This is a genomic window from Roseovarius marisflavi, from assembly GCF_900142625.1.
In the GTDB taxonomy this organism is placed as follows: domain Bacteria; phylum Pseudomonadota; class Alphaproteobacteria; order Rhodobacterales; family Rhodobacteraceae; genus Roseovarius; species Roseovarius marisflavi.
In genome coordinates, this window is the sequence record NZ_FRBN01000001.1 from 68,229 (window position 1) to 91,527 (window position 23,299).

Below are 23,299 nucleotides of genomic sequence, written 5' to 3' on the forward strand. Positions count from 1 at the left end.
GACGAAGAGGGAGAGGGCGATGTTCAACGCAGTCATGCAATTCGATCTGGGCGAGGATGTGAATGCCCTGCGCGAGATGGTGCATCGCTGGGCGCAGGAGCGCGTCAAGCCGATGGCGGCAGAGATCGACACCAGCAACGCCTTTCCCAACGAACTCTGGAAAGAAATGGGCGATCTTGGCCTCTTGGGCATCACCGTGCCCGAGGAATTCGGCGGCGTCGGCATGTCCTATCTGGCGCATGTGATCGCGGTCGAGGAAATCGCGCGTGCCTCGGCCTCTGTCTCGCTGAGCTATGGCGCGCATTCCAACCTCTGCGTCAATCAGATCAAGCTTAACGGGACGCCCGAGCAAAAGGCGAAATACCTGCCGGGGCTGGTCTCGGGCGATCATGTCGGCGCGCTTGCCATGTCAGAGGCGGGGGCCGGAAGCGATGTGGTGTCGATGAAGCTTCGGGCGGAAAAGCGCAACGATCACTTCAAGCTCAACGGCAGCAAATACTGGATCACCAACGGCCCGGATGCCGACACTTTGGTGGTTTATGCCAAGACCGATCCGGATGCAGGCAGCAAGGGCATAACCGCCTTTCTGATCGAGAAGAGCATGAAAGGCTTCAGCACAAGCCCGCATTTCGACAAGCTTGGCATGCGCGGCAGCAACACCGCCGAGCTGATCTTTGACGATGTCGAAGTGCCGTTCGAGAATATCCTTGGCGAAGAGGGGCGCGGCGTGCGCGTACTCATGTCGGGGCTGGATTACGAGCGTGTGGTGCTTGCGGGCATCGGCACCGGGATCATGGCCGCCTGTCTGGATGAAATCATGCCCTACCTCGCCGAGCGCAGGCAATTCGGCCAGCCGATTGGCAGCTTTCAGCTGATGCAGGGCAAGATCGCCGATATGTACACCGCGATGAATTCGGCGCGCGCCTATGTTTACGAGGTCGCCAAGGCCTGTGACCGCGGCGATGTCACCCGTCAGGATGCGGCGGCCTGCTGTCTTTATGCCTCTGAGGAGGCGATGAAACAGGCCCATCAGGCGGTGCAGGCCATGGGCGGCGCGGGTTTCCTGAATGATGCGCCGGTCGGGCGGTTGTTCCGCGATGCCAAGCTGATGGAAATCGGGGCCGGCACCTCCGAAATCCGCCGCATGCTGATCGGTCGAGAGTTGATGGGGGCGATGGCATGAAACGCCTGATCGCCGCGCTTGTGCTTTTGCCTGCGCCATTGGCGGCGCAGGATCTGGTGTTTGATATCGCCCCGGTCACGGCCTGTCTTGCGGCCGGGGGCGGCGAGGAATGTGCGGGCGGTGCGGCCGAACTCTGCATCGAGGCCACGCCCGGCGGCTATACCACCGTCGGCATGGGGGCCTGTGCCGATCGCGAACGGCAATGGTGGGATGCGCGGCTGAACGTGGTTTACAAGGACCTGCGCACCCGGTTGCGTGCGCAGGATGCCGAGGCCGAGAGCTATTCCAGCCATGTACCAAAACAGGCCGAGGCGCTCTTGGCGATGCAGCGCGCCTGGATCGGCTTTCGCGACGCGAAATGTGACTTTGAACGGTCCCAATGGGGCGGGGGAACGGGCGGTGGCCCGGCGGCTGTCAGTTGTCATTTGCATGAAACCGCGCGCCAGACCCTCTATTTGACCAACGGCGTGTTGGGCGAGTGAGCTCATGCCGCGCTGGATGCTCTTTGTGCCCTTGATGGCCTTGGTGGCGGCGGTGGCCGGGATCGGCCTCATGCTCGGCGGGCGATCCGTGGGCACGACCGAAACCGAGGTGATCGAACGTTTTGCCGCCCGCTATCTGGCCGAGGCGGGCGCGGGGGCCGCGCTCTCTGACTGTATGGCGCGTCCGGCGCAGAGCGAGGGGCTCTGGCTGGTGGTGGCCTGCGATCTGCGGGGCGGGTCGCGCTATGAATATTTCGTCGATGCCTATGGTCGCCTTGCCCATGCCAACCGCGCGGAGGGGCGCTCATGACCGGGATGCGCCCAACCCTGCGACAGGCGCCTTACGCGGCGCTTTGTGACAGCTTTGCCTGGGATATTCCGGCGCGGCTTAACATGGCGGTGCAGGTTTGCGATGACTGGGCCGCACGCGCACCCGACCGGGTGGCGATTGTCGACCTTTCGGGTGAGGGCGCGCGCGATATAAGCTATGGCCAGCTGCGCGATATGGCCGACCGGCTGGCACTTGCGCTTGTGGCGCGCGGTGTGGAGCGCGGTGACCGGGTCGGCGTGCTGCGCAGTCAGGGCGCATGGTGCGCCGCGGCTCATATCGCGATCTGGAAAATCGGCGCGATTTCAATACCTTTGTTCAAGCTCTTCAAGCATGATGCCCTGGTGAGCCGGGTCGGTGATGCCGGGGCCAGGGTGATCGTGACCGATGGCGAGGGTGTCGGGCTTTTGAAGGGGTTGGAACAGGTCGAGGCGCTTGTACCCGAGGAGTGCGCGCTGCCCGAGGGGCGGTATGAGACTGTCGATACGGGGGCCGAGGAACCGGCGGTGTTGATCTATACCAGCGGAACCACCGGCGCGCCCAAGGGGGCGCTGCACGGCCATCGCGTATTGATGGGCCATCTGCCGGGGGTCGAGATCAGCCATGATTTTCTGGGCCAGCCCGGCGATTGCCTCTGGACGCCCGCCGACTGGGCCTGGATCGGGGGGTTGTTTGACGTGCTGATGCCGGGGTTGGCGATCGGGGTGCCCGTCGTGGCGGCGCGTATGGCCAAATTCGGCCCCGAAGAATGCATCAGGATTGTCCGGCAAGGGCAAGTAAAAAATGTATTTTTTCCGCCAACGGCCCTGCGGCTTTTGAAGGCCGAAGGCAGCCATATCGCGGGCCTGCGCAGTGTGGCCAGCGGTGGCGAGCCGCTTGGTGCCGAGATGCTCGATTGGGGGCGGCGGGCCTTTGGTCTGACGATCAACGAGTTTTACGGCCAGACCGAATGCAATATGGTGGCCAGTTCCTGCGCGGCCCTTTTCAGCCCGAAGCCGGGCTGCCTCGGGAAGGCGGTGCCCGGCCATGATCTGGCGGTTCTGGATGAAAACGGCATGCCTACGCAGGCCGAGGGCGATGTTGCCATAAGGCGAGGATCGGCCTCTATGATGCTGGAATATTGGAATAAACCGGAGCAGACGGCCGACAAGTTTAGGGGCGATTGGATGCTGACCGGGGATCGCGGCATCTGGGAGGGGGATTATCTGCGCTTTGTCGGGCGCGAGGATGATGTGATCACCAGTGCCGGCTATCGCATCGGCCCCGCCGAAATCGAGGACTGTCTTTTGACCCATGACGCGGTGGCCACCGTTGGTGTGGTCGGCAAGCCCGACCCGGTCAGAACCGAGATCGTCAAGGCCTATGTGGTGCTCAAGGATGGGGTGAGCGCCTCGGAGGCACTTGCATCAGAGTTGCAGGCATACGTTAAGGAACGGCTTGCAACTTATTCATATCCAAGGGAAATCGAATTTATAGCAAGCCTGCCGATGACGGTCACCGGCAAGGTGATCAGGCGCGACTTGAAGGTGCGCGCGGCGGCGGAGGGTCGCGCATGAGACGGTCGGGGAACAGCAAAAGGGCCGATCAGATAACCGGCCCCTGCAACGATTACTTTAAAAATGTATCAGAACTTGTGGACGTAGGCGACGCCAAACACCCAAGGGTCAAGCTTGACCGAGCCTGCGGATACGCCGCCGATTGTAGCGTCAGTGTCGATGTCGATATAACGCACGTCGGCGCGCAAGGAGCCCTGTTGGCTGACTGCGATGTCAACACCGCCGTGCAGGGCGATGCCCCAGGAATCGTCAAGGCTGACCGGTGTGCCATTATCGAGTTTTTCGTCCCAGAAGTGGGTATAGTTCAGGCCAACGCCGACAAAGGGTGTCATGACAGAGCTGTTGGTGAAGTGATACTGGATCGAAACGGTGGGCGGCAGGTGCTTTGTCGAGCCGATATCACCGGCACCTTGTGCCTGAAGGTCATGCTTGAACGGCCAGGCGGCAAGAACCTCGATGCCGACATTGTCCATGACGAAATATTCGAACGTCAGCGACGGGCGGATGTTTTCGCCAACGCGCACCGTCGACGGGGCGCTGTAGCTGTCGGTCGGATCAATGTAGTGTGCGCCGAGGCCAAGGGTCATGTCACCTTGGGACTGGGCAAAAACCGGGGCTGCGGTGCTTGCAAGGACAGCAGCAAGGGTGAGGGCTGTGATCTGTTTCATAGTTTTTCCATTCTTGAGTTTACGAGCGGGACAATGCGTCGAAACCGGACGCATCACTTTGATGTGAGTCAAATCGCGAGGCGGATGCCGCGTTGCGGCAAAAATGCAACAGGCGGGAGGGTGCGACGCATTGCACGCCCGGCAAGTCAGGAGTTTTGGGGATGAAGCTAGGCACATCGGCACTGCCCGGATCGGAAGGCTTTCGGGCCAATCGCGAGGCGCATCTTGCGGCCCTTGGCGTGGTCGCAGAGGCCGCAGCCCTTGCGGCGGCAGGCGGCGGTGAGGCCGCGCGCGAGCGTCACCTGAGCCGGGGCAAGATGGCCCCGCGCGACCGGGTCGCAAACCTGCTTGATCCCGGATCGCCGTTTCTTGAAATCGGCGCCACGGCGGCGCATGGGCTTTATGACGGGGCCGCGCCCTGCGCCGGGGTGATCGCGGGCGTTGGCCGCGTGCAGGGCATAGACTGTATGATCGTGTGCAATGACGCCACCGTGAAGGGCGGCACCTATTACCCGATGACGGTCAAAAAGCACCTGCGCGCGCAGGAGATTGCCGAGGAATGTCATCTGCCCTGCATCTACCTGGTCGATAGCGGCGGCGCCAACCTGCCCAATCAGGATGAGGTCTTCCCGGATCGCGACCATTTCGGGCGGATTTTCTATAATCAGGCCCGGATGAGCGCCAAGGGCATTGCCCAGATCGCCGTGGTCATGGGATCGTGCACGGCCGGGGGCGCCTATGTGCCCGCGATGAGCGATGTGACGATCATCGTCAAGGAGCAGGGCACGATCTTTCTGGCCGGGCCGCCCCTGGTCAAGGCCGCCACCGGCGAGGTGGTGAGTGCCGAGGATCTCGGCGGTGGCGATGTGCACACGCGCCTGTCGGGCGTGGCCGATTACCTGGCCGAGGATGATGCGCATGCTCTGGCACTGGCGCGTCAGGCGGTTGGTTCGTTGAACCGCTCAAAGCCCGCAACCGTGAATTGGGCCAGCCCCGAAGAACCGGCTTATGACCCCGAAGAGTTGCTTGGCGTGGTGCCCGCCGATCTGCGCACGCCCTATGACATCCGCGAGGTGATCGCGCGGGTGGTGGATGGCAGCCGCTTTGACGAATTCAAGCCGCGCTTTGGCGAAACGCTTGTCACCGGCTTTGCCCATATCAAGGGCTGCCCGGTGGGAATCGTGGCCAATAACGGCGTGCTGTTTTCCGAAGCGGCCCAGAAGGGCGCGCATTTCGTCGAGCTCTGTTCACAGCGCAAGATCCCGCTGGTGTTCCTGCAAAACATCACCGGCTTCATGGTCGGACGAAAATATGAAAACGAGGGCATCGCGCGTCACGGTGCCAAGATGGTGACGGCGGTGGCGACGACCAGCGTGCCCAAGGTCACGATGGTGGTTGGCGGCTCTTTCGGGGCGGGCAATTACGGCATGTCAGGCCGCGCCTATCAGCCGCGCTTTATGTGGAGCTGGCCAAGCAGCCGGATCAGCGTGATGGGCGGCGAACAGGCGGCCGGCGTTCTTGCCACCGTCAAGCGCGATTCGATCGAGCGCAAGGGCGGGGAATGGTCGGCCGAGGAAGAGGCGGCCTTTAAACAGCCGACGGTCGAGATGTTCGAGCGCCAGAGCCATCCGCTCTATGCCAGTGCGCGGCTTTGGGATGACGGCATCGTCGATCCGCGCAAGACCCGTGATGTGCTGGCGCTGAGCCTGAGTGCCGCGCTTTGCGCGCCGATCGAGGAGACGCGGTTTGGCGTCTTTCGGATGTGAGGGGGCGCTCTGCGGAAGCCTTGGAGTTTGAGTATTTGAGCCAAGAAGAAGGACGCGCGTGATGCGATTTTATGCGAGGACTTGGAAGGCGGGCGACATAAGTTTTCCGAAGTCGCGCTATAAGGAAGATTGGCGCGACTTACGCTCTCAAATTGAGCATGAAGACGGATTGGTAAATCAGCGGCTTCTTTGGATGTTGGCATTTAGCGGCTTCCTTTTTGCAGCTTATGGATATTCTCTTACAGCAGAGGCGACACTAGTCCCAAAGGTGTCATTTTTTGAGCCCATTGAGAGGTTGAATGCCTCTATGAGGAATATCAAATTGCTGCGACTGGCGATTTGTGCGGCTGGGGTCGGGGTTGGAATTGCCTCTCTTTTTGGTGCAGCGGCGGCATTCTTTGCGATCAAAAGCCTTGTCGCCGAATTCGACCTTCCAAGCGCCAAGGGGGGATACGGACAGCCGGTGGGACCGGGGTTGGCAAGTAAATTTGGAATGTTAAGCGGGCTTGCATTCCCATGTATTACGATTGGCGTCTGGCTGTTTCTGGGTCTTGTACAGATCGAATGGGCTGCACTCTCGGCAGTGATTTGTGCCTTGGGTGTTTCATTCGCCATGCTGATCATAAGCTACGACGCGGTAGCGAATGCCGAAGGGACGTTGAGTGGCGAGACAGAAGGCAAAAAGGGATGACCAAAATGTTTGAGCGGATTTTGATGGCGAACCGGGGCGAGATTGCTTGTCGGGTGATTGCCACGGCGCAGGCGATGGGGGTTGAGGTGGTGGCGGTTTATTCCGACGCCGACCGGGACGCGCGCCATGTGGCGATGGCCGACAGGGCGGTACATATCGGCGGGTCGGCACCGGGCGAGAGTTATCTGCGCGGTGATGTGATCATCCGGGCGGCGCTTGAGACTGGCTGCGGCGCGATCCATCCCGGCTATGGCTTTTTGTCCGAGAACCCTGAATTCGTGGATGCTGTCGAGGCGGCGGGGCTCGTCTTTATCGGGCCCTCGGCCGATGCCATTCGCGCCATGGGTCTCAAGGACGCCGCCAAGGTCTTGATGGAAGAGGCCGGCGTGCCCGTGGTGCCGGGCTATCACGGCAAGAACCAGGACCCCGAACATCTGGAGGGGGCTGCGGATGCGATTGGCTATCCGGTCCTGATCAAGGCGGTTGCGGGGGGCGGTGGCAAGGGCATGCGTCTTGTCGAGCGGGCAGAGGAGTTTCCCGACGCGCTTGAGAGCGCCAAGAGCGAGGCGAAAACCGCCTTTGGCAATGAGGCGGTATTGATCGAGAAATACATCCAGAAGCCGCGTCATATCGAGGTGCAGGTGTTTGGTGACGGGCAAGGCGCGGTGCATCTGTTTGAGCGCGATTGTTCGTTGCAGCGTCGTCATCAGAAGGTGATCGAAGAGGCCCCGGCGCCCGGCATGACGGCCGAGATGCGCGCCGCCATGGGACAGGCCGCCGTGCGCGCCGCCGAGGCGATCGGATACAAGGGGGCGGGCACGGTTGAATTCATCGTCGATGGCAGCCGTGGGCTGCGCCCCGATGGCTTTTGGTTCATGGAGATGAACACCCGCCTTCAGGTCGAGCATCCGGTGACCGAGGCGATCACCGGCGTTGATCTGGTGGAATGGCAGTTGCGCGTCGCCGCGGGCGAGGCCTTGCCCAAGCAGCAGGGCGAACTTGCCATCACGGGTCATGCCTTTGAGGCGCGCCTTTATGCAGAGGATGTGCCGAAGGGCTTCTTGCCCGCAACCGGGCATCTGGCGCATCTGCGCTTTCCCGACGGGGTACGCGCCGATAGCGGCGTGCGCGCGGGCGATGAGATCAGCCCGTTTTACGACCCGATGATTGCCAAGGTGATCACCCACGGCCCAACCCGCGCCATTGCCTTGCGCCGTCTGGCGGCCGCGCTTGAGGGCACCGAAGTGGCGGGCACGGTGACCAACCTTGCCTTTCTGGGGGCCCTGGCGCGCCATGAGGGCTTTGGCGCCGGGGATGTCGATACCGGTCTTATTGCGCGCGACATTGACAGGCTTGTTGTCGCGCCAGAGCCGTGGGTCGACGGTATTGCCATGGCGGCCCTCGCGGCCTGTGGGCTTTTGGACAAGGCGGACCCTGAGACCGGGTTTGCGCTTTGGGCACCGCTTGCACGCGAGGTGGTGCTGCGCCGCAATGACGAAGAGGTCAACGTGCGGATTCACAGCCTTGGGGCGGGCGCGCATGACCTTGACATCGCGGGCCGACGGGTTGAGGCGCGCCGCGCGGGAGACGGCTGGCGGATTGATGGGCAACCTGCGGCGCCGGTGGCCGTACACGGGGCGGACATTACTGTATTCACGCAGTATGGCGTTGGTTTCCAGGCGATTGACCCGCTCGAGCGCGATAGCGCGGCGGGGGGCGATACGGCCCTGATCGAGGCCCCGATGCCGGGGCTGGTCAAGGCGGTCTTTGCGCGCCCCGGTCAGAGCGTGGCCAGGGGCGACCGGCTTGCGGTGCTTGAGGCGATGAAGATGGAACATTCGCTTCTGGCGGCGCGCGACGGCGTGGTGGCCGAGGTTCTGGTCGCCGCAGGCGAGCAGGTCACGGCAGGCGCGGCGCTTGTACGCCTTGAGGCCGAAGCGGAGGTGGCGGCATGATTACACTGCATCATGTGCCGCAAAGCCGCTCGATGCGGGTGTTGTGGTTGTTGCACGAGTTGGGGGTCGAGTTTCGGGTGGTCGAGCGCGCCTTTGACAAATCCCTGCGTGCGCCGGAATTCCTGTCGCTTTCGCCCGCAGGCAGGGTGCCGGCGCTTGAGATCGACGGCGAGCGGATGTTTGAATCCGGCGCGATGATGGAATATCTCTGCGAGCGGTTTCCCGAGCCGGGGCTTGGCCGCGCGCCGGGGGATATGGACAGGATGGGCTGGCTTGTCTGGCTGCATTTTGGCGAAACCATCAGTCAGCACGTGGCGGCCCTGACGCAGCAACATATCGTGCTTTATGAGGATGCTATGCGCAGCCCGATCGTGATGCAGCTTGAGGCGGCGCGCATCGCCAAATGCTATCGCGCGATCGAGGCCCGCTTGTCGACGCCGGTCGAGAACCGCGATTATCTTTTGACCGGTGGCTTTTCGGCCTGTGATATCGCGGTCGGGCAGGCGGTTTACATGGCGCGTCACTTCGTCAGGCTGGATGGCTATCCCGAGACCGAAAAGTGGTATGAAAGGATCGGCGAACGTCCAGGGTTTCAGGCAAGCCTGCCGGGGCCGCAAAGCGCAAGGGTTTTTGAGCAGCCGTTTTATGAGCCTTGGACGGGCTGACTGCGTGGCGGGGCCGGAATTGAGTATTTTTGGAACGGTGAAAGGGAAAGGTCATGGGCGAGCGGGTCGAGATATTTGAGGTGGGCCCGCGCGACGGGTTGCAGAATGAAAAACGGCGCATTCCCCTGAGCGAAAAGATTGCCTTGGTGAATTGCCTGAGTGGCACCGGTTTTCGCCGGATCGAGGTTGCCAGTTTCGTCAGCCCAAAATGGGTGCCGCAAATGGCCGACTCTGGCGAGGTGCTGCGCGGCATTCGGCGTGCCGAAGGGGTGAGCTATGCCGCGCTGACCCCCAATCTGCGCGGCTTTGAGGATGCGATGCAGGCCAACGCCGATGAGGTTGCAATTTTCGGTGCCGCCTCTGAGGGGTTTTCCAAGGCCAATATCAATGCCACGATCGAGGAAAGCCTTGCGCGGTTCGCGCCGGTGATGGAGGCCGCCAATGCGCAAGGGGTGCGGGTGCGCGGCTATATCTCTTGCGTGGTCGAGTGCCCCTATGACGGGCCGGTGGCCCCGGCGCAGGTGGCGATGGTGGCCGAGCGCCTCTGGGCGATGGGCTGCTATGAGATAAGCCTTGGCGACACCATCGGGCAGGGGCGCCCCGAGGCGGTTGAAGCGATGCTTGCCGCCGTGAGCGACGTGGTGCCGGTGGCGCGGCTTGCGGGGCATTTTCACGACACCTCCGGGCGGGCGCTTGAGAATATCGAGGTCTCTCTGGCCAAAGGGCTGCGGGTGTTTGATGCGGCCGTTGGCGGGCTGGGCGGCTGTCCTTATGCGCCGGGGGCGGCGGGGAATGTGGCGACCGAGACGGTGCATCAGAAGCTGGAGGAGCTTGGCTATGATACCGGCCTTGAGCGGGATGTGCTTTTGAAGGCGGCCGAAATGGCGCGGGCGATGCGCGGCGGGCGAGACTGAGGGTTTTCGCAGGAAATTCTTGCAGGGACAGGGGATAGCGATGTTTGAGACACTTGAGATGACGCGCGACGGGCGCGGTGTGGTGACGCTTTGGCTCAACCGGGCGGACAAGCATAATGCGATGTCGGCGCAGATGATTGCCGAGCTGCACAGCGCCGCCGATGATCTGGGCCGCGATGAGAGCTGTCGCGCCGTGGTCTTGGCGGCGCGGGGCAAAACCTTTTGCGCGGGTGGCGATCTGGCCTGGATGCGGCAACAGTTCGAGGCCGAGCCCGGCGTGCGCGGCAAAGAGGCTGGCAAGCTGGCCTATATGTTGCAGGCGCTCAATACTCTGCCCAAGCCCTTGATCGGGCGGCTGCATGGCAATGCCTTTGGCGGCGGCATCGGGCTGGCTTCGGTCTGTGATGTGGCGATTGGCACCGACTGCATCGTGATGGCGCTGACCGAAACGCGCCTTGGGCTTATCCCGGCCACCATCGGGCCCTATGTGGCCGCCCGGATGGGCGAGGCCAATGCGCGGCGGGTGTTCATGTCGGGGCGACGCTTTGATGCCGCCGAGGCCGTCACGCTTGGCCTGTTGGCCCGCGCGGTGCCCGAGGGCGATCTGGACGCGGCCATCGAGGCCGAAATCGCGCCTTACCTCGAGTGCGCCCCCGGTGCCGTGGCCCGCGCCAAGGCGCTTTTGCGTGGTTTTGGACCGCGCATTGATGCCGATGTCATTGCCCGTACTATCGACGAACTGGCCGCCTGCTGGGCCGGTGAAGAGGCCCCCGAGGGGATCGGTGCATTCTTTGAGCGCCGCAAGCCAAGCTGGCAGAGCGGCGGCGCCTGAAAAGATTCGCCGGGGCCGCCGCGAGTGCCGGGCGGTCCTGAGCTGGTCAGGTTTCATGGCCAATCTGGCGTATCTGCGGCATACCGTGGCATACAAAACACTAAAATCGTCTGTTTCCGACCCGCGTTTCTGTGCGCGCTCGGTTGACCCCATGCAGGGGCAGGTTTAAACCCGGAATAGATTTGCAGCCATCTGAATGCGTGTGCACGCGCATGAAAGGAGCCACCCCGTGGAAGAGATGCTGAGGGAATACCTTCCCATCCTCGTTTTTCTGGCCATCGCCATTGCATTGGGCCTTGTCCTGATCCTTGCAGCGGTCGTTCTGGCCGTTCGCAACCCGGACTCTGAAAAAGTAAGCGCCTATGAATGCGGTTTCAACGCATTCGACGATGCGCGGATGAAGTTCGATGTCCGATTCTACCTGGTCTCGATCCTGTTCATCATCTTTGATCTTGAAATCGCGATGTTGTTTCCCTGGGCGGTTGCCTTCAAGGATGTCAGCATGGCCGGGTTCTGGTCGATGATGGTCTTTCTGGCCGTCCTGACCGCCGGATTTGCCTATGAGTGGCGCAAAGGAGCGATGGAATGGGAGTGATGCAATGGGTGTGATGACAGGCGCCAACACGGCGGGGCCGGATCGCGAAGTGGCGACACAGGCCCTGAATGCCGACTTGCAGGACAAGGGTTTTCTGCTGACCTCGACCGAGGACATCATCAACTGGGCGCGCACCGGGAGCTTGCACTGGATGACCTTTGGTCTGGCCTGCTGCGCGGTCGAGATGATGCACACGGCGATGCCGCGCTATGATGTCGAGCGGTTCGGCTTTGCCCCGCGCGCCAGCCCGCGCCAGTCGGACGTGATGATCGTGGCCGGCACGCTGACCAACAAGATGGCCCCGGCGCTGCGCAAGGTTTACGACCAGATGCCGGAACCGCGCTATGTGATCTCGATGGGCTCCTGCGCCAATGGCGGCGGTTATTACCACTATAGCTATTCGGTGGTACGCGGCTGTGACCGGATTGTGCCGGTCGATATCTACGTGCCCGGCTGTCCGCCGACCGCAGAGGCGCTTGTCTATGGCATCCTGCAATTGCAGCGTAAAATTCGCCGGACGGGGACAATTATCAGATGAGTCAGGCACTGAAAGAACTGGGCGGCTATGTCGAGGCCAAGCGTGGCGATTGCGTGATCGGCTGGGAGATTGCCCATGGCGAGCTGAACGTAGATGTGGCCCTGTCCAACATCGCCGGGCTGGTCGAGTTTCTGAAAACCGATCAGAACTGTGCGTTTTCCTCGCTGGTGGATATCACCGCCGTCGATTACCCCGAGCGGGCCAAGCGCTATGACGTGGTATATCACCTGCTGAGCATGTATCAAAACCACCGCATCCGCCTTCGCGTGGCCGTGCGGTCCGATGATATGGTGCCCTCGATCACCGAGGTGTACCCGGCCGCCAACTGGTTCGAGCGCGAAGTTTTCGATATGTTCGGCATCCTGTTCTCGGGTCATCCCGATCTGCGCCGTATTCTGACAGATTACGGCTTTCGCGGTCATCCGCTGCGCAAGGATTTCCCGACCACCGGCTATACCGAGGTGCGCTATGACGAGGTGCACAAGCGCGTCGTCTATGAACCCGTCAGCCTTGTGCAGGAATACCGCCAGTTTGATTTCATGAGCCCATGGGAAGGTGCCGAATACATCCTTCCGGGCGATGAAAAGAAAGAGGGGGCGAAATGATGGGCGGTGGATTTGGCATGGGCGGTTACGGCATGGGCGGCGGCGGGCTGATTTTCATGGTGATCTTTGCGGCGCTGTTGGTGATCCCGTTCTGGCGCTTGCTGCCAAAGTTCGGAATCCTCAACTGGGTGGCGATCGTGGCCGTCATCCCTCTTGGGGCGTTGATCCTTTTGTGGGTCATGGCGTTCCGGGACAAGCTTGACGGAGGGCGGTCATGATGGACGGCACCAAATTCGATGACGCCGTGACCGGCGAACAGAAAATCCGCAATTTCAACATCAACTTCGGCCCGCAACACCCTGCAGCGCATGGTGTTTTGCGCCTTGTGCTTGAGCTTGACGGCGAGATTGTCGAGCGTTGCGATCCGCATATCGGCCTGCTGCACCGTGGCACCGAAAAGCTGATGGAATCGCGCACCTATCTGCAAAATCTGCCGTATTTCGACCGGCTCGATTACGTGGCGCCGATGAATCAGGAACATGCCTGGTGTCTGGTGATCGAAAAGCTGACCGGTGTCGAAGTGCCGCGTCGCGCCTCGCTGATCCGGGTGCTTTATTCCGAGATTGGCCGTATCCTCAATCACCTGCTCAACGTCACCACGCAGGCGATGGATGTGGGCGCTCTGACGCCGCCGCTCTGGGGGTTTGAAGAACGCGAAAAGCTGATGTGCTTTTACGAGCGGGCCTGCGGTGCGCGTCTGCATGCGGCCTATTTCCGGCCCGGCGGCGTGCATCAGGATCTGCCGCCCGACCTGATCGACGACATCGAGACATGGGCCAGGGAGTTCCCGCGCGTTCTTGCCGATATTGACGGGCTTTTGACCGAAAACCGCATCTTCAAGCAACGCAACGCCGATATCGGCGTGGTGAGCGAGCAAGAGGCGCTGGACTGGGGCTTTTCCGGCGTCATGGTGCGCGGCTCTGGCATGGCCTGGGATTTGCGCCGCGCGCAGCCCTATGAATGCTATGACGAGTTCGAGTTCCAGATTCCCGTCGGCAAGAACGGCGATTGCTATGACCGCTATCTTGTCCGGATGGAGGAAATGCGCCAGTCGCTGCTGATCATCCATCAGGCGATTGAAAAGCTGCGCGCCCCCGAGGGGCAGGGCGATGTGCTTGCCCGAGGCAAGATCACGCCCCCCTCGCGCGGCGAGATGAAAACCTCGATGGAGGCGCTCATTCACCACTTCAAGCTTTACACCGAGGGCTTTCACGTCCCCGCAGGCGAGGTTTATGCCGCGGTCGAGGCGCCCAAGGGCGAGTTCGGCGTTTACCTTGTGGCCGATGGCACCAACAAACCCTACCGCGCCAAGATTCGCGCACCGGGCTTTTTGCATCTTCAGGCGATGGACCACATCGCCAGCGGTCATCAGCTTGCCGATGTGGCGGCGATCATCGGAACGATGGATGTCGTCTTTGGGGAGATTGACCGCTAATGACGCTGACAAGCCTTGCCATAGCGCTTTCGGGCGCAGGGGTGCTGGTGACGGGGGCGCTTGCGGCCCTGTTTCTGCGCGACCCGGTGGCAGGGATGGCGCAGACCACGCATCGGCTGGAAAAACTGCCCGAGGTGATGGCGGATCGCTATGTCGGCATGGTTGTACTGGCCCTTGCGGCGACGCTTTATGGTGACCTCAAGGTGATTGCGGTGCTGTTTGCGGTGTTTGCCTATACCAGCTTTCACGATGCATGGATTTATGCGCGCGGCGGATTTCCGATTGCCAAGCATGTCAGCGCCGGTGTGGCGGGACTGATCGTGGCAATTGTCGCCATGAAAGCAATGGGGCAGGGCGCTTGATGAGAAACGTCATGTTTGGACTGGCTTTGGCGACCTTGCCCGCTCTGGTGCAGGCACAAACCGTAAGCTCCGATCGGATCGAGGCCTTTGTCGCGGTCATGGCCGAAAACGGCTGTCGCATGTCACCGCACCGCGCCAATGTGATCATGCCAGAGGCCGGGTTTGACGATATGGCCGAAACCAAGGCGATCACCGAACGCCTGGTCGAGGAAGAGCGCGCGCGCATCATGGATGGGCAATTGGTGGTCTTTGGCGGGGCCTGCGGTGGCAAGCTTGATTATTCCGGGCGCGAACGATTTTTCGCGGCCCTGGCCGACAATAACTGCGTGATGACTACCGAGCAGGCACCAACCCTGCTTGGCCGGGTCGGCGTCGAGATGGCCGAAGTGCGTTTGCTGATGGAAAAGATGCTGCGGATGAGCGAAGTTCGTCTCTCCGAGGATGAGAAGGCGGTCTATCTTGAACAGGGCCTGTGCGACACGTTCAAGGGCCTCTCGGCGGGCATGGTCAACAGCGCGCCGACCCTCAAGGCCGCGCCGCGCAGTGCTGGGCAACTGCGCCAGGACTTTCTGGCCTTCATGGTGACCGAAGGCTGTTCCATGACCCGTGGCGAAGCCGATAACAAGCTTCCCGCAGCGGGCTTTTCGGTCAAGGAAATGCGCCCGGTGATTGGCAAGATGCTCGCCGAGGGCGAGGCTGTCATGGATACCGACGCCGATACACTGACGATTAACAAGGAGCTATGTGCCCAATGATGCGCAAGACAGTATTCGCCGGGGCCTGCCTTGGACTGACCGCCGCCTGTGCCCTGCCGCCGCAAGGCGTGTCGACCCAGGACATCGCGGCCTATGACACGGCTGTCGCCAGTGTCGGATGTACGCTGGTCGGTGAATCCGATTACCTTCCGGTCGAATTCCAGACCGGGCTGACCCGTCAGCAGGTGCTCGATATCACGGCCTATAAACTTACCTCCGGCGGGGCCGAGCGGCTTGCCGACGGGGGCGTCAAACTGACCACAGGAGCCTGTGCATAGATGCTACGCCGTCTTCATCACGAGCAGCCCGAAAGCTTTGCCTTCACCCCCGCCAACCAGGAGTGGGCCGAAGGGCAGATCAGCAAATACCCCGAGGGCCGTCAGGCCAGCGCGATCATTCCGCTGCTCTGGCGCGCGCAGGAACAGGAAAGCTGGCTCAGCCGTCCGGCGATCGAGCATGTCGCCGATATGCTTGGCATGGATTATATCCGCGCCCTCGAAGTGGCGACCTTCTATTTCATGTTCCAGCTTCAGCCGGTCGGGACCGTGGCGCATATTCAGGTCTGTGGCACCACCACCTGCATGATCTGCGGCGCCGAGGATCTGATCGCGGTCTGTCGCGAAAAGATCGCCCCGCGCGCGCATGAACTGTCGGCGGATGGCAAGTTTTCCTGGGAAGAGGTCGAATGCCTTGGCGCCTGCGCCAACGCGCCGATGGCCCAGATCGGCAAGGATTACTATGAGGATCTGACCGCCGAGGGTTTCGCGCAGATGATCGACGATCTGGCCGCCGGCAAGGTGCCCACACCGGGCCCGCAAAATGGCCGCTATGCCGCCGAGCCGAAATCCGGCCTCACCAGCCTGACCGAGTTTGACAGTGGCCGTGCCAAATACAATGCAAGCGCACAACTGGCCAGCGACATTGGCGACACCGTCAAGCGGATTGATGGCACCGAGGTGCCGATCCTGACGCCCTGGCGAGACAAGGGGGCCAATCACAAGCCCGCCGCGCCCTCGGTCAAGCAGAATGAGGCGCCGGTCGATGTGAGCGCCAAGGCCAAGGCGCCCAAACCGGCGGCCAAGGCAAAGGCCGATGTGACCGGTGCCACCAAGGCCGAGGCACAGGCCAAGACCAAGGCGAAGCCAGCCGTCAAACCGGCCGCCAAGCCGGTGAAAACCCCGGCAGAGCCAGAGGCGCCGACCGGGCCGGGCAAAAAGCCCCGCATGATGAAAGCCCCGCGCAAATCAGGGGCGGATGATCTCAAGATGATCAAGGGCGTTGGGCCAAAGCTTGAAAAGCTGCTGAATGACATGGGCTTTTACCACTTTGATCAGATTGCAAAATGGACGGAGGACGAGGTTAGCTGGGTCGATCAGAACCTTGAAGGCTTCAAGGGGCGGGTCAGCCGGGACACTTGGGTTGAGCAGGCGAAATTGCTGGCTGAGGGGAAAGAGACGGAGTTCTCTGCCCGGGCCAAGAAGGGCGGCATTTATTGACCGCGCCTGCTTGAAATCCACAGGGGGTAACTTGTTATGTTGGACAGATCGAAATTAGGCACCTGCCAGCTTGTTTGCTGGGGACTGGCCGTCGTGGTCGGCGTGCTGGTTCTATGGTCGACATCCGGCGCGGTTGGCTTTTTGGCCGCGCTGCTGTTGGGTCTGGCCTGTGCCGCGTTTTTCGGCCTCGTGACCACGCGGTTGATCTGTACCGGCCAGACGTCGGAGGATCGCGGCCGCGAGGGCACGGATGCCACGACCCCGGCGGCAGAGCCGACCACCACGGTCGCGACCGCGCCCAGAACAGCCCCCCCGGCGGCAGAGAGCGGCGCGACGGCGGTGAAACCGGACACGACGCCAAACGGTGAAGAAAGTGTGTCGGCGCCCAAGGCAAAGCCCGAGGCAAGCGGTTCACCGGCAGGGGCCGGAACGCGCCCCCAGGCCCTGAGCGCACCCAAAGGCGGCAAGGCCGATGATCTCAAGCAGATCAAGGGCGTCGGGCCGAAACTTGAGCAACTGTGCAACGAGCTTGGCTTTTACCACTTTGACCAGATCGCCGGCTGGGGTGCAGACGAGGTGACTTGGGTCGACCAGAACCTCAAGGGGTTCAAGGGCCGGGTCAGCCGCGACAACTGGGTCGAGCAGGCCAAGGTGCTGGCGGCGGGCGGTGAGACCGAGTTTTCCAAACGCGTCGCCAAGGGCGGCGTATACGAAGGATGATGCAAGCGATGGGCGAGCGCGAGAAAGATCAACAGATGGCACGCAAGGGCCGCACCGCCGGTGTGGTCATTGCGGCGACCATGCTGATCTGGCTGGCTGCCCAATGGCTGGGGGGACAGATGGGCTGGCCGGTACGGTTTGTCTTTCTGTTCGATCTTGCCGCGATTGCCGCGCTCATATGGGCGTTGGTGGTGACCTATCAAATCTGGCGGCTGCGCCAGGATAATCAGAGGTAGAGCCTTATGCTGAAGGACCAGGACCGTATCTTTACCAATATCTACGGGATGCACGATCGTAGCCTGAAAGGCGCGATTGCCCGGGGTCATTGGGATGGAACGGCAAAGATTTTGCAGAACGGGCGCGACTGGATCGTCAATCAGATGAAGGCCAGCGGGCTTCGGGGCCGGGGCGGCGCGGGTTTTCCCACCGGTCTCAAGTGGTCGTTCATGCCCAAGGAAAGCGACGGGCGGCCAAGTTATCTTGTGGTCAATGCCGATGAATCCGAGCCCGGCACCTGCAAGGACCGCGAGATCATGCGCCATGATCCGCACACCCTGATCGAGGGCTGTCTGATCGCGTCTTTCGCGATGCAGGCGCATGCGTGCTATATCTACATTCGCGGCGAATATATCCGCGAGCGCGAGGCGCTTCAGGCCGCGATTGACGAGGCCTATGAGGCTGGTCTTGTGGGCAAGAACGCCTGCAAGTCGGGCTGGGATTTCGACATCTACCTGCATCACGGCGCCGGCGCCTATATCTGTGGCGAGGAAACCGCGCTTCTGGAAAGCCTTGAAGGCAAGAAGGGCATGCCGCGCATGAAGCCGCCGTTTCCAGCAGGCGCGGGGCTTTACGGCTGCCCGACCACGGTCAACAACGTTGAATCGATTGCCGTCGTGCCCACGATCCTGCGGCGCGGCCCGGACTGGTTCGCGGGCTTTGGGCGGGCCAACAACTCCGGCACCAAGCTTTTCGCGATCAGCGGTCATGTGAACAACCCCTGCGTTGTCGAAGAGGCGATGTCTATCAGTTTTGAAGAGCTGATCGAAAAGCATTGCGGCGGTATTCGCGGCGGCTGGGATAACCTCAAGGCGGTCATTCCGGGCGGCTCGTCGGTGCCTTGCATCCGGGGCGAGTTCATGCGCGAGGCGATCATGGATTTTGATTACCTGCGCGAACAGCGTTCGGGCCTTGGCACCGCGGCGGTGATCGTGATGGATCAGTCGACCGACATCATCAAGGCGATCTGGCGGTTGTCGAAATTCTACAAGCACGAAAGCTGTGGCCAGTGCACGCCCTGCCGCGAGGGCACCGGCTGGATGATGCGGGTGATGGATCGTCTGGTGCGCGGCGAGGCCGAGGTCGAAGAGATCGACATGCTTCTGGACGTGACAAAACAGGTAGAGGGCCACACGATCTGTGCCCTCGGCGATGCGGCGGCCTGGCCGATTCAGGGGCTGATCCGCAACTTCCGCGACGAAATCGAGGATCGCATCAAGGCCAAACGCACCGGCCGCGTCAGCGCGGTGGCAGCAGAGTGAGCATGATGGGCATCTTTGTAACATTCGGGCTCACGATGGCGGGGCTTTGCGCTCTGACCCTGACGCGGCCGACCCTTGCACCGCAGGAGGCACGGGCATGAAACATGCGGTGATGATAGCGCTGGCGGTTTTGATGCTTGGTGCCTGCGCCGAGCGGTCGGAACGCGTCTATTTCGAGGGGAATTACTATCCTCCCAAGACGCGGGCCGAAAAGGACGACCGCCGCAACTTCACCGCCTCGGTGCGGCGCGCCTCGCGCGGGATTGAGGGCGCGCAGAAGGCCGCTCTGCATGAGGCGACGCGCTATTGTCTGGAAAGTTTTGGCACCTCCGAAATCGAATGGGTCGGCGTGGCCGAAGGGCAAGGGCCGATCTACGGCCGCTCGGGCGATACGGTGTCGGTGACTGGAAGATGCATAATATGGTCGTGATGCAATTTATACCCGGGGCTGACGCGGCTGTTTCTTCTACGGCAATCGCGTTGCAGCCGATCTGCGACGCAAAGATCCGGACCTATGTCCGGGGCCGCGATGCAAAGGCATGCCTGTCTGTGCGCGGCGAGAAATACGAAAAATCCAAAGGACTGAACCCGTCCGATCCGGCGGCGCTCTGCACTCTCGGCCATAGCGAGAGTGCACGCTCCAGCAGGATCGGGGGTCTTCTGAAAGCAAAGTGAGAACAGATGTCTGACCTACGCAAGATCATCATCGACGATCAGGAGATCGAGGTAGAAGGGGCAATGACCCTGATCCAGGCCTGTGAGGTCGCTGGCGTTGAAGTGCCGCGGTTTTGCTATCACGAGCGGCTGTCGATTGCCGGCAACTGCCGGATGTGTCTGGTCGAGGTCGTCGGCGGGCCGCCCAAACCGGCGGCCAGCTGCGCCATGCAGGTCAAGGACTTGCGCCCCGGCCCCGAAGGCCAGCCGCCGGTGGTGAAAACCAACAGCCCGATGGTCAAGAAGGCCCGCGAAGGCGTGATGGAATTCCTGCTTATCAACCACCCGCTGGATTGCCCGATCTGCGATCAGGGCGGCGAATGCGATCTTCAGGATCAGGCGATGGCCTATGGCGTCGACTTCAGCCGCTATCGCGAGCCCAAGCGCGCCAGCGAAGACCTTGATCTTGGCCCGCTGGTCGAAACCCACATGACGCGCTGCATTTCCTGCACCCGCTGTGTGCGGTTCACCTCTGAGGTGGCCGGCATCATGCAGATGGGCCAGACCGGTCGCGGCGAAGATGCCGAGATCACAAGCTATCTGGGCCAGACCCTCAACAGCAACCTTCAGGGCAATATCATCGATCTCTGCCCGGTTGGCGCGCTTGTCAGCAAGCCCTATGCCTTCACCGCGCGGCCCTGGGAGTTGACCAAGACCGAAACCATCGACGTGATGGACGCGCTTGGCAGCAATATCCGGGTTGATTGCAAGGGCCGCGAAGTGATGCGCATTCTGCCGCGCAACCATGATGGCGTGAACGAGGAATGGATTTCTGACAAGACCCGCTTTGTCTGGGACGGTCTGCGCCGTCAGCGGCTGGACAAGCCCTATATCCGTGAAAACGGCAAGCTGCGCCCGGCCACATGGGGCGAGGCGCTTGCCAAGGCCTCTGAGGCAATCAAGGGCGCCAGGAAAGTTGCGGGTCTGGTCGGTGATCTGGTGCCGGTCGAGGCGGCGTTTGCGCTCAAGCAACTGGTCGAGGGGCAGGGCGGACAGGTTGAATGCCGCACCGACAAGGCCCGCTTGCCCATCGGCAACCGAAGCGCCTATGTCGGCAATGTCGCCATCGAAGACCTTGATAATGCAAAGAATATCGTTCTGATCGGCACCGACCCGGTGGTCGAGGCGCCGGTGCTCAATGCCCGCATGCGCCGCGCCTGGATCAATGGCGCGAACGTCACGGTGGTCGGCCCTGCGATTGATCTGACCTATGACTATGCCCATGCCGGCACCGACCGTGCCGCGCTTGACGGCTTGAGCGTGCCCGAGGACGCAATCGTGATCGTTGGCCAGGGCGCGCTGCGCGAGGCGGACGGCGAAGCGGTTCTGGCTGCCGCCATGGCACTTTCGGGCCGGATGCTGGTGCTGCACAGCGCCGCTGGACGGGTTGGCGCGATGGATGTGGGCGCGGTGACCGAGGGCGGTCTTGAGGCCGCCATCGAGGGCGCCGATGTGATCTATAACCTTGGCGCCGACGAGGTTGAGATCGCCGCCGGGCCGTTCGTGATCTACCAGGGAAGCCACGGCGATCGCGGCGCACATCGCGCCGACGTGATCCTGCCGGGGGCCGCCTATACCGAGGAACAGGGCCTGTTTGTCAACACCGAAGGGCGCCCGCAACTGGCGCTGCGCGCCGGGTTTGCGCCGGGCGAGGCCAAGGAAAACTGGGCCGTGCTGCGCGCGCTGTCGGGTGAAATCGGGGCGGTGCTTGGCTATGACAGCATCGCGCAACTGCGCAAGGCGCTGATCAAAGAGGTGCCGCATCTCAAAAAGATCGACAAGGTGCCCGAAAACGACTGGCAACCGCTAGCCACGGCCAAACTTGGTAGGGCCGATTTCCGCACCGCCGTGTCGGATTTCTACCTGAGCAACCCGATTGCGCGCGCAAGCGAGGTGATGGGCACGCTGAGCGCCAATGCCAAGGCACGGGCCGCAAGCCCGCTTGCCGCAGAGTGAAGATGCGCGCGGGCCTCATAACGCCTGTGGCGCTCTCCCTTTTGGGGGGGCTGAGTGGCTGCGCCGAGGCCGGCGCAGGCAATGGCGCAGCGTTTCAACCCGATTACGGTGGGGTTGAGACGCGGCTTTTGGATGGGGATCTGGTGAATTTCCACGTGAGCATGCGCGGTGCGCGTGGCCGCGAGGATGTCGATCGCTATGCCGAATGCGCCGCGGCGCAATACGCTTTGATCCGCGGCTATGGATTTGCGCGCCATCTGCGCACGAATCTCGCCGAAGAGGGTGGCGTCTGGCGCGGCGATGCGATCTATACCATCTCGGCGGCATTGCCCCGAGGTCTGAAGACAATCGACGCCGAAGTCGTCGCCGCCAATTGTGCGGAAAATGGAATACCGATGGTGTGAGGGCCTGATGTCTGAATTCTTTACAACCCCGCTTGGGATCGCAGTGCTGATCGTGGCGCAATGTCTGGCCGTCGTGGCCTTTGTCATGATCTCGTTGTTGTTCCTGGTTTACGGCGACCGCAAGATCTGGGCGGCGGTGCAGATGCGGCGCGGGCCCAACGTGGTGGGGGCCTTTGGCATCCTGCAATCGGTGGCGGATGCTCTGAAATACGTCGTCAAGGAAATCGTGGTGCCCGCCGGCGCCGACAAGGCTGTGTTCATGCTGGCGCCGATGACGAGCTTCGTTCTGGCGATCCTGGCCTGGGCGGTCATTCCGTTCAACGATGGCTGGGTGCTGTCGGATATCAACGTGGCGGTGCTTTTCGTCTTCGCGGTCTCCTCGCTTGAGGTCTACGGTGTGATCATGGGGGGCTGGGCCAGCAACTCGAAGTACCCGTTCCTAGGGTCTTTGCGCTCGGCGGCGCAGATGATTTCCTATGAGGTCAGCATCGGACTGATCATCATCGGGGTGATCATCTCGACCGGCTCGCTCAACTTTGGCGAAATCGTGCGCGCGCAGGACACCGGATATGGCTTTTTCGGCTGGTACTGGCTGCCGCATTTCCCGATGGTCTTCCTGTTCTTCATCAGCGCTTTGGCCGAAACCAACCGCCCGCCCTTCGACCTTCCCGAGGCGGAATCGGAACTGGTGGCCGGCTATCAGGTGGAGTATTCGAGCACGCCCTTCCTGCTGTTCATGGCTGGTGAATATATCGCCATCTTCCTGATGTGCGCGCTGATGAGCCTGTTGTTCTTTGGCGGTTGGCTCTCGCCGATTCCGGGACTGCCCGATGGGGTGCTCTGGATGGTCGGCAAGATGGCGTTTTTCTTCTTCATCTTCGCCATGGTCAAGGCGATCACGCCGCGCTATCGCTATGACCAACTCATGCGGATCGGCTGGAAAGTGTTCCTTCCGATGAGCATCGGCTGGGTGGTGATCGTGTCGTTCCTTGCGAAGTTCGAAGTCTTTGGCGGCTTTTGGGCCCGCTGGGCGATCGGCGGCTGATGATGGATTGCAAGGTTGAACTCACCCATTATGCAGGCTCAAACGAGGCCATGGTCGGATTTTTTGCCAACCCGCAAGAGATCTGCACGCGATTGC

General features: G+C 61.8%; 28 protein-coding genes. 27 read left to right on the forward strand and 1 reads right to left on the reverse strand.

Features of this window, described 5'->3' with window-relative positions; all coding sequences use genetic code 11:
• The first annotated feature begins 19 nt into the window (after positions 1 to 19).
• The 4 genes from BUB78_RS00320 to BUB78_RS00335 are packed head-to-tail and all read left to right on the forward strand — an operon-like array spanning position 20 to position 3,549.
• Entirely contained in the window at positions 20 to 1,183 is a 1,164-nt protein-coding gene (locus tag BUB78_RS00320; RefSeq protein ID WP_073193943.1) for an isovaleryl-CoA dehydrogenase, read from the forward strand.
• Positions 1,180 to 1,665, forward strand: a complete 486-nt coding sequence (locus BUB78_RS00325) for a lysozyme inhibitor LprI family protein (protein WP_073193944.1) — start codon at positions 1,180 to 1,182, stop codon at positions 1,663 to 1,665. Before BUB78_RS00320 ends, BUB78_RS00325 begins: the two co-directional genes overlap by 4 nt.
• 4 nt (positions 1,666 to 1,669) lie before the next feature.
• Positions 1,670 to 1,975: a hypothetical protein gene (locus tag BUB78_RS00330; RefSeq protein ID WP_073193945.1), complete on the forward strand. Its 306-nt coding sequence runs from the start codon at positions 1,670 to 1,672 to the stop codon at positions 1,973 to 1,975.
• A complete protein-coding gene (locus BUB78_RS00335) occupies positions 1,972 to 3,549 on the forward strand; it encodes an AMP-binding protein (RefSeq protein ID WP_084732705.1) in 1,578 nt (525 codons plus the stop codon). The genes BUB78_RS00330 and BUB78_RS00335 overlap by 4 nt, the downstream gene beginning before the upstream one ends.
• A 68-nt stretch (positions 3,550 to 3,617) precedes the next feature.
• Here BUB78_RS00335 and BUB78_RS00340 read toward each other — a convergent pair whose 3' ends face one another.
• Positions 3,618 to 4,217 carry an OmpW/AlkL family protein gene (locus BUB78_RS00340; RefSeq protein WP_073193946.1) on the reverse strand — a complete coding sequence of 200 codons (600 nt, stop codon included), beginning with the start codon at positions 4,215 to 4,217 and terminating at the stop codon, positions 3,618 to 3,620.
• Positions 4,218 to 4,378: 161 nt separating this feature from the next.
• Here BUB78_RS00340 and BUB78_RS00345 point away from each other — a divergent pair, with 161 nt between their 5' ends.
• The 23 genes from BUB78_RS00345 to nuoH all read left to right on the forward strand — a co-directional run bounded on the left by BUB78_RS00345 (position 4,379) and on the right by nuoH (position 23,203).
• Positions 4,379 to 5,983 carry a carboxyl transferase domain-containing protein gene (locus BUB78_RS00345; protein WP_073193947.1) on the forward strand — a complete coding sequence of 535 codons (1,605 nt, stop codon included), beginning with the start codon at positions 4,379 to 4,381 and terminating at the stop codon, positions 5,981 to 5,983.
• Positions 5,984 to 6,044: 61 nt separating this feature from the next.
• Positions 6,045 to 6,674 carry a hypothetical protein gene (locus BUB78_RS00350; RefSeq protein WP_073193948.1) on the forward strand — a complete coding sequence of 210 codons (630 nt, stop codon included), beginning with the start codon at positions 6,045 to 6,047 and terminating at the stop codon, positions 6,672 to 6,674.
• A gap of 5 nt (positions 6,675 to 6,679) precedes the next feature.
• Complete coding sequence (locus tag BUB78_RS00355) at positions 6,680 to 8,629, forward strand: ATP-binding protein (RefSeq protein WP_073194544.1); 1,950 nt, start codon at positions 6,680 to 6,682, stop codon at positions 8,627 to 8,629.
• The gene (locus tag BUB78_RS00360; protein ID WP_073193949.1) at positions 8,626 to 9,294 is read left to right on the forward strand and encodes a glutathione S-transferase family protein; all 669 of its coding nucleotides are present in this window, start codon (positions 8,626 to 8,628) and stop codon (positions 9,292 to 9,294) included. Before BUB78_RS00355 ends, BUB78_RS00360 begins: the two co-directional genes overlap by 4 nt.
• A 53-nt stretch (positions 9,295 to 9,347) precedes the next feature.
• Positions 9,348 to 10,208 (forward strand): hydroxymethylglutaryl-CoA lyase, encoded by an 861-nt coding sequence (locus BUB78_RS00365; protein ID WP_073193950.1) that lies wholly within the window; start codon positions 9,348 to 9,350, stop codon positions 10,206 to 10,208.
• Between the two features lie 40 nt (positions 10,209 to 10,248).
• On the forward strand, positions 10,249 to 11,040 hold the full coding sequence (locus tag BUB78_RS00370) for a crotonase/enoyl-CoA hydratase family protein (RefSeq protein WP_073193951.1): 792 nt from the start codon (positions 10,249 to 10,251) through the stop codon (positions 11,038 to 11,040).
• A gap of 229 nt (positions 11,041 to 11,269) precedes the next feature.
• Positions 11,270 to 11,635, forward strand: a complete 366-nt coding sequence (locus BUB78_RS00375) for an NADH-quinone oxidoreductase subunit A (RefSeq protein ID WP_073194547.1) — start codon at positions 11,270 to 11,272, stop codon at positions 11,633 to 11,635.
• A 4-nt stretch (positions 11,636 to 11,639) separates the two neighbouring features.
• Complete coding sequence (locus BUB78_RS00380; protein WP_073193952.1) at positions 11,640 to 12,173, forward strand: NuoB/complex I 20 kDa subunit family protein; 534 nt, start codon at positions 11,640 to 11,642, stop codon at positions 12,171 to 12,173.
• The gene (locus BUB78_RS00385) at positions 12,170 to 12,778 is read left to right on the forward strand and encodes an NADH-quinone oxidoreductase subunit C (RefSeq protein ID WP_073193953.1); all 609 of its coding nucleotides are present in this window, start codon (positions 12,170 to 12,172) and stop codon (positions 12,776 to 12,778) included. The genes BUB78_RS00380 and BUB78_RS00385 overlap by 4 nt, the downstream gene beginning before the upstream one ends.
• Positions 12,775 to 12,996 carry a hypothetical protein gene (locus tag BUB78_RS00390; protein ID WP_245813316.1) on the forward strand — a complete coding sequence of 74 codons (222 nt, stop codon included), beginning with the start codon at positions 12,775 to 12,777 and terminating at the stop codon, positions 12,994 to 12,996. Before BUB78_RS00385 ends, BUB78_RS00390 begins: the two co-directional genes overlap by 4 nt.
• Positions 12,996 to 14,213: an NADH-quinone oxidoreductase subunit D gene (locus BUB78_RS00395; protein ID WP_170865003.1), complete on the forward strand. Its 1,218-nt coding sequence runs from the start codon at positions 12,996 to 12,998 to the stop codon at positions 14,211 to 14,213. Before BUB78_RS00390 ends, BUB78_RS00395 begins: the two co-directional genes overlap by 1 nt.
• Positions 14,213 to 14,575 carry a hypothetical protein gene (locus tag BUB78_RS00400; RefSeq protein WP_073193955.1) on the forward strand — a complete coding sequence of 121 codons (363 nt, stop codon included), beginning with the start codon at positions 14,213 to 14,215 and terminating at the stop codon, positions 14,573 to 14,575. The genes BUB78_RS00395 and BUB78_RS00400 overlap by 1 nt, the downstream gene beginning before the upstream one ends.
• Entirely contained in the window at positions 14,575 to 15,330 is a 756-nt protein-coding gene (locus BUB78_RS00405) for a hypothetical protein (protein WP_073193956.1), read from the forward strand. Before BUB78_RS00400 ends, BUB78_RS00405 begins: the two co-directional genes overlap by 1 nt.
• On the forward strand, positions 15,327 to 15,608 hold the full coding sequence (locus tag BUB78_RS00410) for an NADH dehydrogenase (RefSeq protein WP_073193957.1): 282 nt from the start codon (positions 15,327 to 15,329) through the stop codon (positions 15,606 to 15,608). Before BUB78_RS00405 ends, BUB78_RS00410 begins: the two co-directional genes overlap by 4 nt.
• Positions 15,609 to 16,826, forward strand: a complete 1,218-nt coding sequence (locus BUB78_RS00415) for an NADH-quinone oxidoreductase subunit E (protein ID WP_073193958.1) — start codon at positions 15,609 to 15,611, stop codon at positions 16,824 to 16,826.
• Positions 16,827 to 16,862: 36 nt separating this feature from the next.
• Positions 16,863 to 17,546 (forward strand): NADH-quinone oxidoreductase subunit E, encoded by a 684-nt coding sequence (locus BUB78_RS00420; protein ID WP_073193959.1) that lies wholly within the window; start codon positions 16,863 to 16,865, stop codon positions 17,544 to 17,546.
• The gene (locus tag BUB78_RS00425; RefSeq protein ID WP_073193960.1) at positions 17,543 to 17,782 is read left to right on the forward strand and encodes a DUF5337 domain-containing protein; all 240 of its coding nucleotides are present in this window, start codon (positions 17,543 to 17,545) and stop codon (positions 17,780 to 17,782) included. The genes BUB78_RS00420 and BUB78_RS00425 overlap by 4 nt, the downstream gene beginning before the upstream one ends.
• 6 nt (positions 17,783 to 17,788) lie before the next feature.
• Complete coding sequence (gene nuoF, locus BUB78_RS00430) at positions 17,789 to 19,084, forward strand: NADH-quinone oxidoreductase subunit NuoF (RefSeq protein WP_073193961.1); 1,296 nt, start codon at positions 17,789 to 17,791, stop codon at positions 19,082 to 19,084.
• Between the two features lie 97 nt (positions 19,085 to 19,181).
• Positions 19,182 to 19,514: a hypothetical protein gene (locus BUB78_RS00435; RefSeq protein WP_073193962.1), complete on the forward strand. Its 333-nt coding sequence runs from the start codon at positions 19,182 to 19,184 to the stop codon at positions 19,512 to 19,514.
• Positions 19,514 to 19,759 (forward strand): DUF5333 family protein, encoded by a 246-nt coding sequence (locus BUB78_RS21510; protein ID WP_073193963.1) that lies wholly within the window; start codon positions 19,514 to 19,516, stop codon positions 19,757 to 19,759. The genes BUB78_RS00435 and BUB78_RS21510 overlap by 1 nt, the downstream gene beginning before the upstream one ends.
• A gap of 6 nt (positions 19,760 to 19,765) precedes the next feature.
• Entirely contained in the window at positions 19,766 to 21,754 is a 1,989-nt protein-coding gene (nuoG, locus tag BUB78_RS00445; RefSeq protein WP_073193964.1) for an NADH-quinone oxidoreductase subunit NuoG, read from the forward strand.
• A 2-nt stretch (positions 21,755 to 21,756) separates the two neighbouring features.
• Positions 21,757 to 22,158, forward strand: a complete 402-nt coding sequence (locus BUB78_RS00450; protein WP_073193965.1) for a hypothetical protein — start codon at positions 21,757 to 21,759, stop codon at positions 22,156 to 22,158.
• A gap of 7 nt (positions 22,159 to 22,165) precedes the next feature.
• The gene (gene nuoH / locus BUB78_RS00455) at positions 22,166 to 23,203 is read left to right on the forward strand and encodes an NADH-quinone oxidoreductase subunit NuoH (RefSeq protein ID WP_073193966.1); all 1,038 of its coding nucleotides are present in this window, start codon (positions 22,166 to 22,168) and stop codon (positions 23,201 to 23,203) included.
• The last annotated feature ends 96 nt before the right edge of the window (positions 23,204 to 23,299 follow it).

Excerpts from the sequence above, each read along its gene's own strand:
- BUB78_RS00365 (WP_073193950.1), top strand. The coding sequence starts at position 9,348 with ATGGGCGAGCGGGTCGAGATATTTGAGGTGGGCCCGCGCGACGGGTTG.
- BUB78_RS00395 (WP_170865003.1), top strand. The coding sequence starts at position 12,996 with ATGGACGGCACCAAATTCGATGACGCCGTGACCGGCGAACAGAAAATC.
- BUB78_RS00350 (WP_073193948.1), top strand. The coding sequence starts at position 6,045 with ATGCGATTTTATGCGAGGACTTGGAAGGCGGGCGACATAAGTTTTCCG.
- BUB78_RS00320 (WP_073193943.1), top strand. The coding sequence starts at position 20 with ATGTTCAACGCAGTCATGCAATTCGATCTGGGCGAGGATGTGAATGCC.
- BUB78_RS00385 (WP_073193953.1), top strand. The coding sequence starts at position 12,170 with ATGAGTCAGGCACTGAAAGAACTGGGCGGCTATGTCGAGGCCAAGCGT.
- BUB78_RS00370 (WP_073193951.1), top strand. The coding sequence starts at position 10,249 with ATGTTTGAGACACTTGAGATGACGCGCGACGGGCGCGGTGTGGTGACG.
- nuoH (WP_073193966.1), top strand. The coding sequence starts at position 22,166 with ATGTCTGAATTCTTTACAACCCCGCTTGGGATCGCAGTGCTGATCGTG.
- BUB78_RS00340 (WP_073193946.1), bottom strand. The coding sequence starts at position 4,217 with ATGAAACAGATCACAGCCCTCACCCTTGCTGCTGTCCTTGCAAGCACC.
- BUB78_RS00360 (WP_073193949.1), top strand. The coding sequence starts at position 8,626 with ATGATTACACTGCATCATGTGCCGCAAAGCCGCTCGATGCGGGTGTTG.
- nuoF (WP_073193961.1), top strand. The coding sequence starts at position 17,789 with ATGCTGAAGGACCAGGACCGTATCTTTACCAATATCTACGGGATGCAC.
- BUB78_RS00420 (WP_073193959.1), top strand. The coding sequence starts at position 16,863 with ATGTTGGACAGATCGAAATTAGGCACCTGCCAGCTTGTTTGCTGGGGA.
- BUB78_RS00345 (WP_073193947.1), top strand. The coding sequence starts at position 4,379 with ATGAAGCTAGGCACATCGGCACTGCCCGGATCGGAAGGCTTTCGGGCC.
- BUB78_RS00410 (WP_073193957.1), top strand. The coding sequence starts at position 15,327 with ATGATGCGCAAGACAGTATTCGCCGGGGCCTGCCTTGGACTGACCGCC.
- BUB78_RS00380 (WP_073193952.1), top strand. The coding sequence starts at position 11,640 with ATGGGTGTGATGACAGGCGCCAACACGGCGGGGCCGGATCGCGAAGTG.
- nuoG (WP_073193964.1), top strand. The coding sequence starts at position 19,766 with ATGTCTGACCTACGCAAGATCATCATCGACGATCAGGAGATCGAGGTA.
- BUB78_RS00325 (WP_073193944.1), top strand. The coding sequence starts at position 1,180 with ATGAAACGCCTGATCGCCGCGCTTGTGCTTTTGCCTGCGCCATTGGCG.
- BUB78_RS21510 (WP_073193963.1), top strand. The coding sequence starts at position 19,514 with ATGCAATTTATACCCGGGGCTGACGCGGCTGTTTCTTCTACGGCAATC.
- BUB78_RS00390 (WP_245813316.1), top strand. The coding sequence starts at position 12,775 with ATGATGGGCGGTGGATTTGGCATGGGCGGTTACGGCATGGGCGGCGGC.
- BUB78_RS00355 (WP_073194544.1), top strand. The coding sequence starts at position 6,680 with ATGTTTGAGCGGATTTTGATGGCGAACCGGGGCGAGATTGCTTGTCGG.
- BUB78_RS00450 (WP_073193965.1), top strand. The coding sequence starts at position 21,757 with ATGCGCGCGGGCCTCATAACGCCTGTGGCGCTCTCCCTTTTGGGGGGG.
- BUB78_RS00330 (WP_073193945.1), top strand. The coding sequence starts at position 1,670 with ATGCCGCGCTGGATGCTCTTTGTGCCCTTGATGGCCTTGGTGGCGGCG.
- BUB78_RS00400 (WP_073193955.1), top strand. The coding sequence starts at position 14,213 with ATGACGCTGACAAGCCTTGCCATAGCGCTTTCGGGCGCAGGGGTGCTG.
- BUB78_RS00415 (WP_073193958.1), top strand. The coding sequence starts at position 15,609 with ATGCTACGCCGTCTTCATCACGAGCAGCCCGAAAGCTTTGCCTTCACC.
- BUB78_RS00425 (WP_073193960.1), top strand. The coding sequence starts at position 17,543 with ATGATGCAAGCGATGGGCGAGCGCGAGAAAGATCAACAGATGGCACGC.
- BUB78_RS00335 (WP_084732705.1), top strand. The coding sequence starts at position 1,972 with ATGACCGGGATGCGCCCAACCCTGCGACAGGCGCCTTACGCGGCGCTT.
- BUB78_RS00405 (WP_073193956.1), top strand. The coding sequence starts at position 14,575 with ATGAGAAACGTCATGTTTGGACTGGCTTTGGCGACCTTGCCCGCTCTG.
- BUB78_RS00435 (WP_073193962.1), top strand. The coding sequence starts at position 19,182 with ATGAAACATGCGGTGATGATAGCGCTGGCGGTTTTGATGCTTGGTGCC.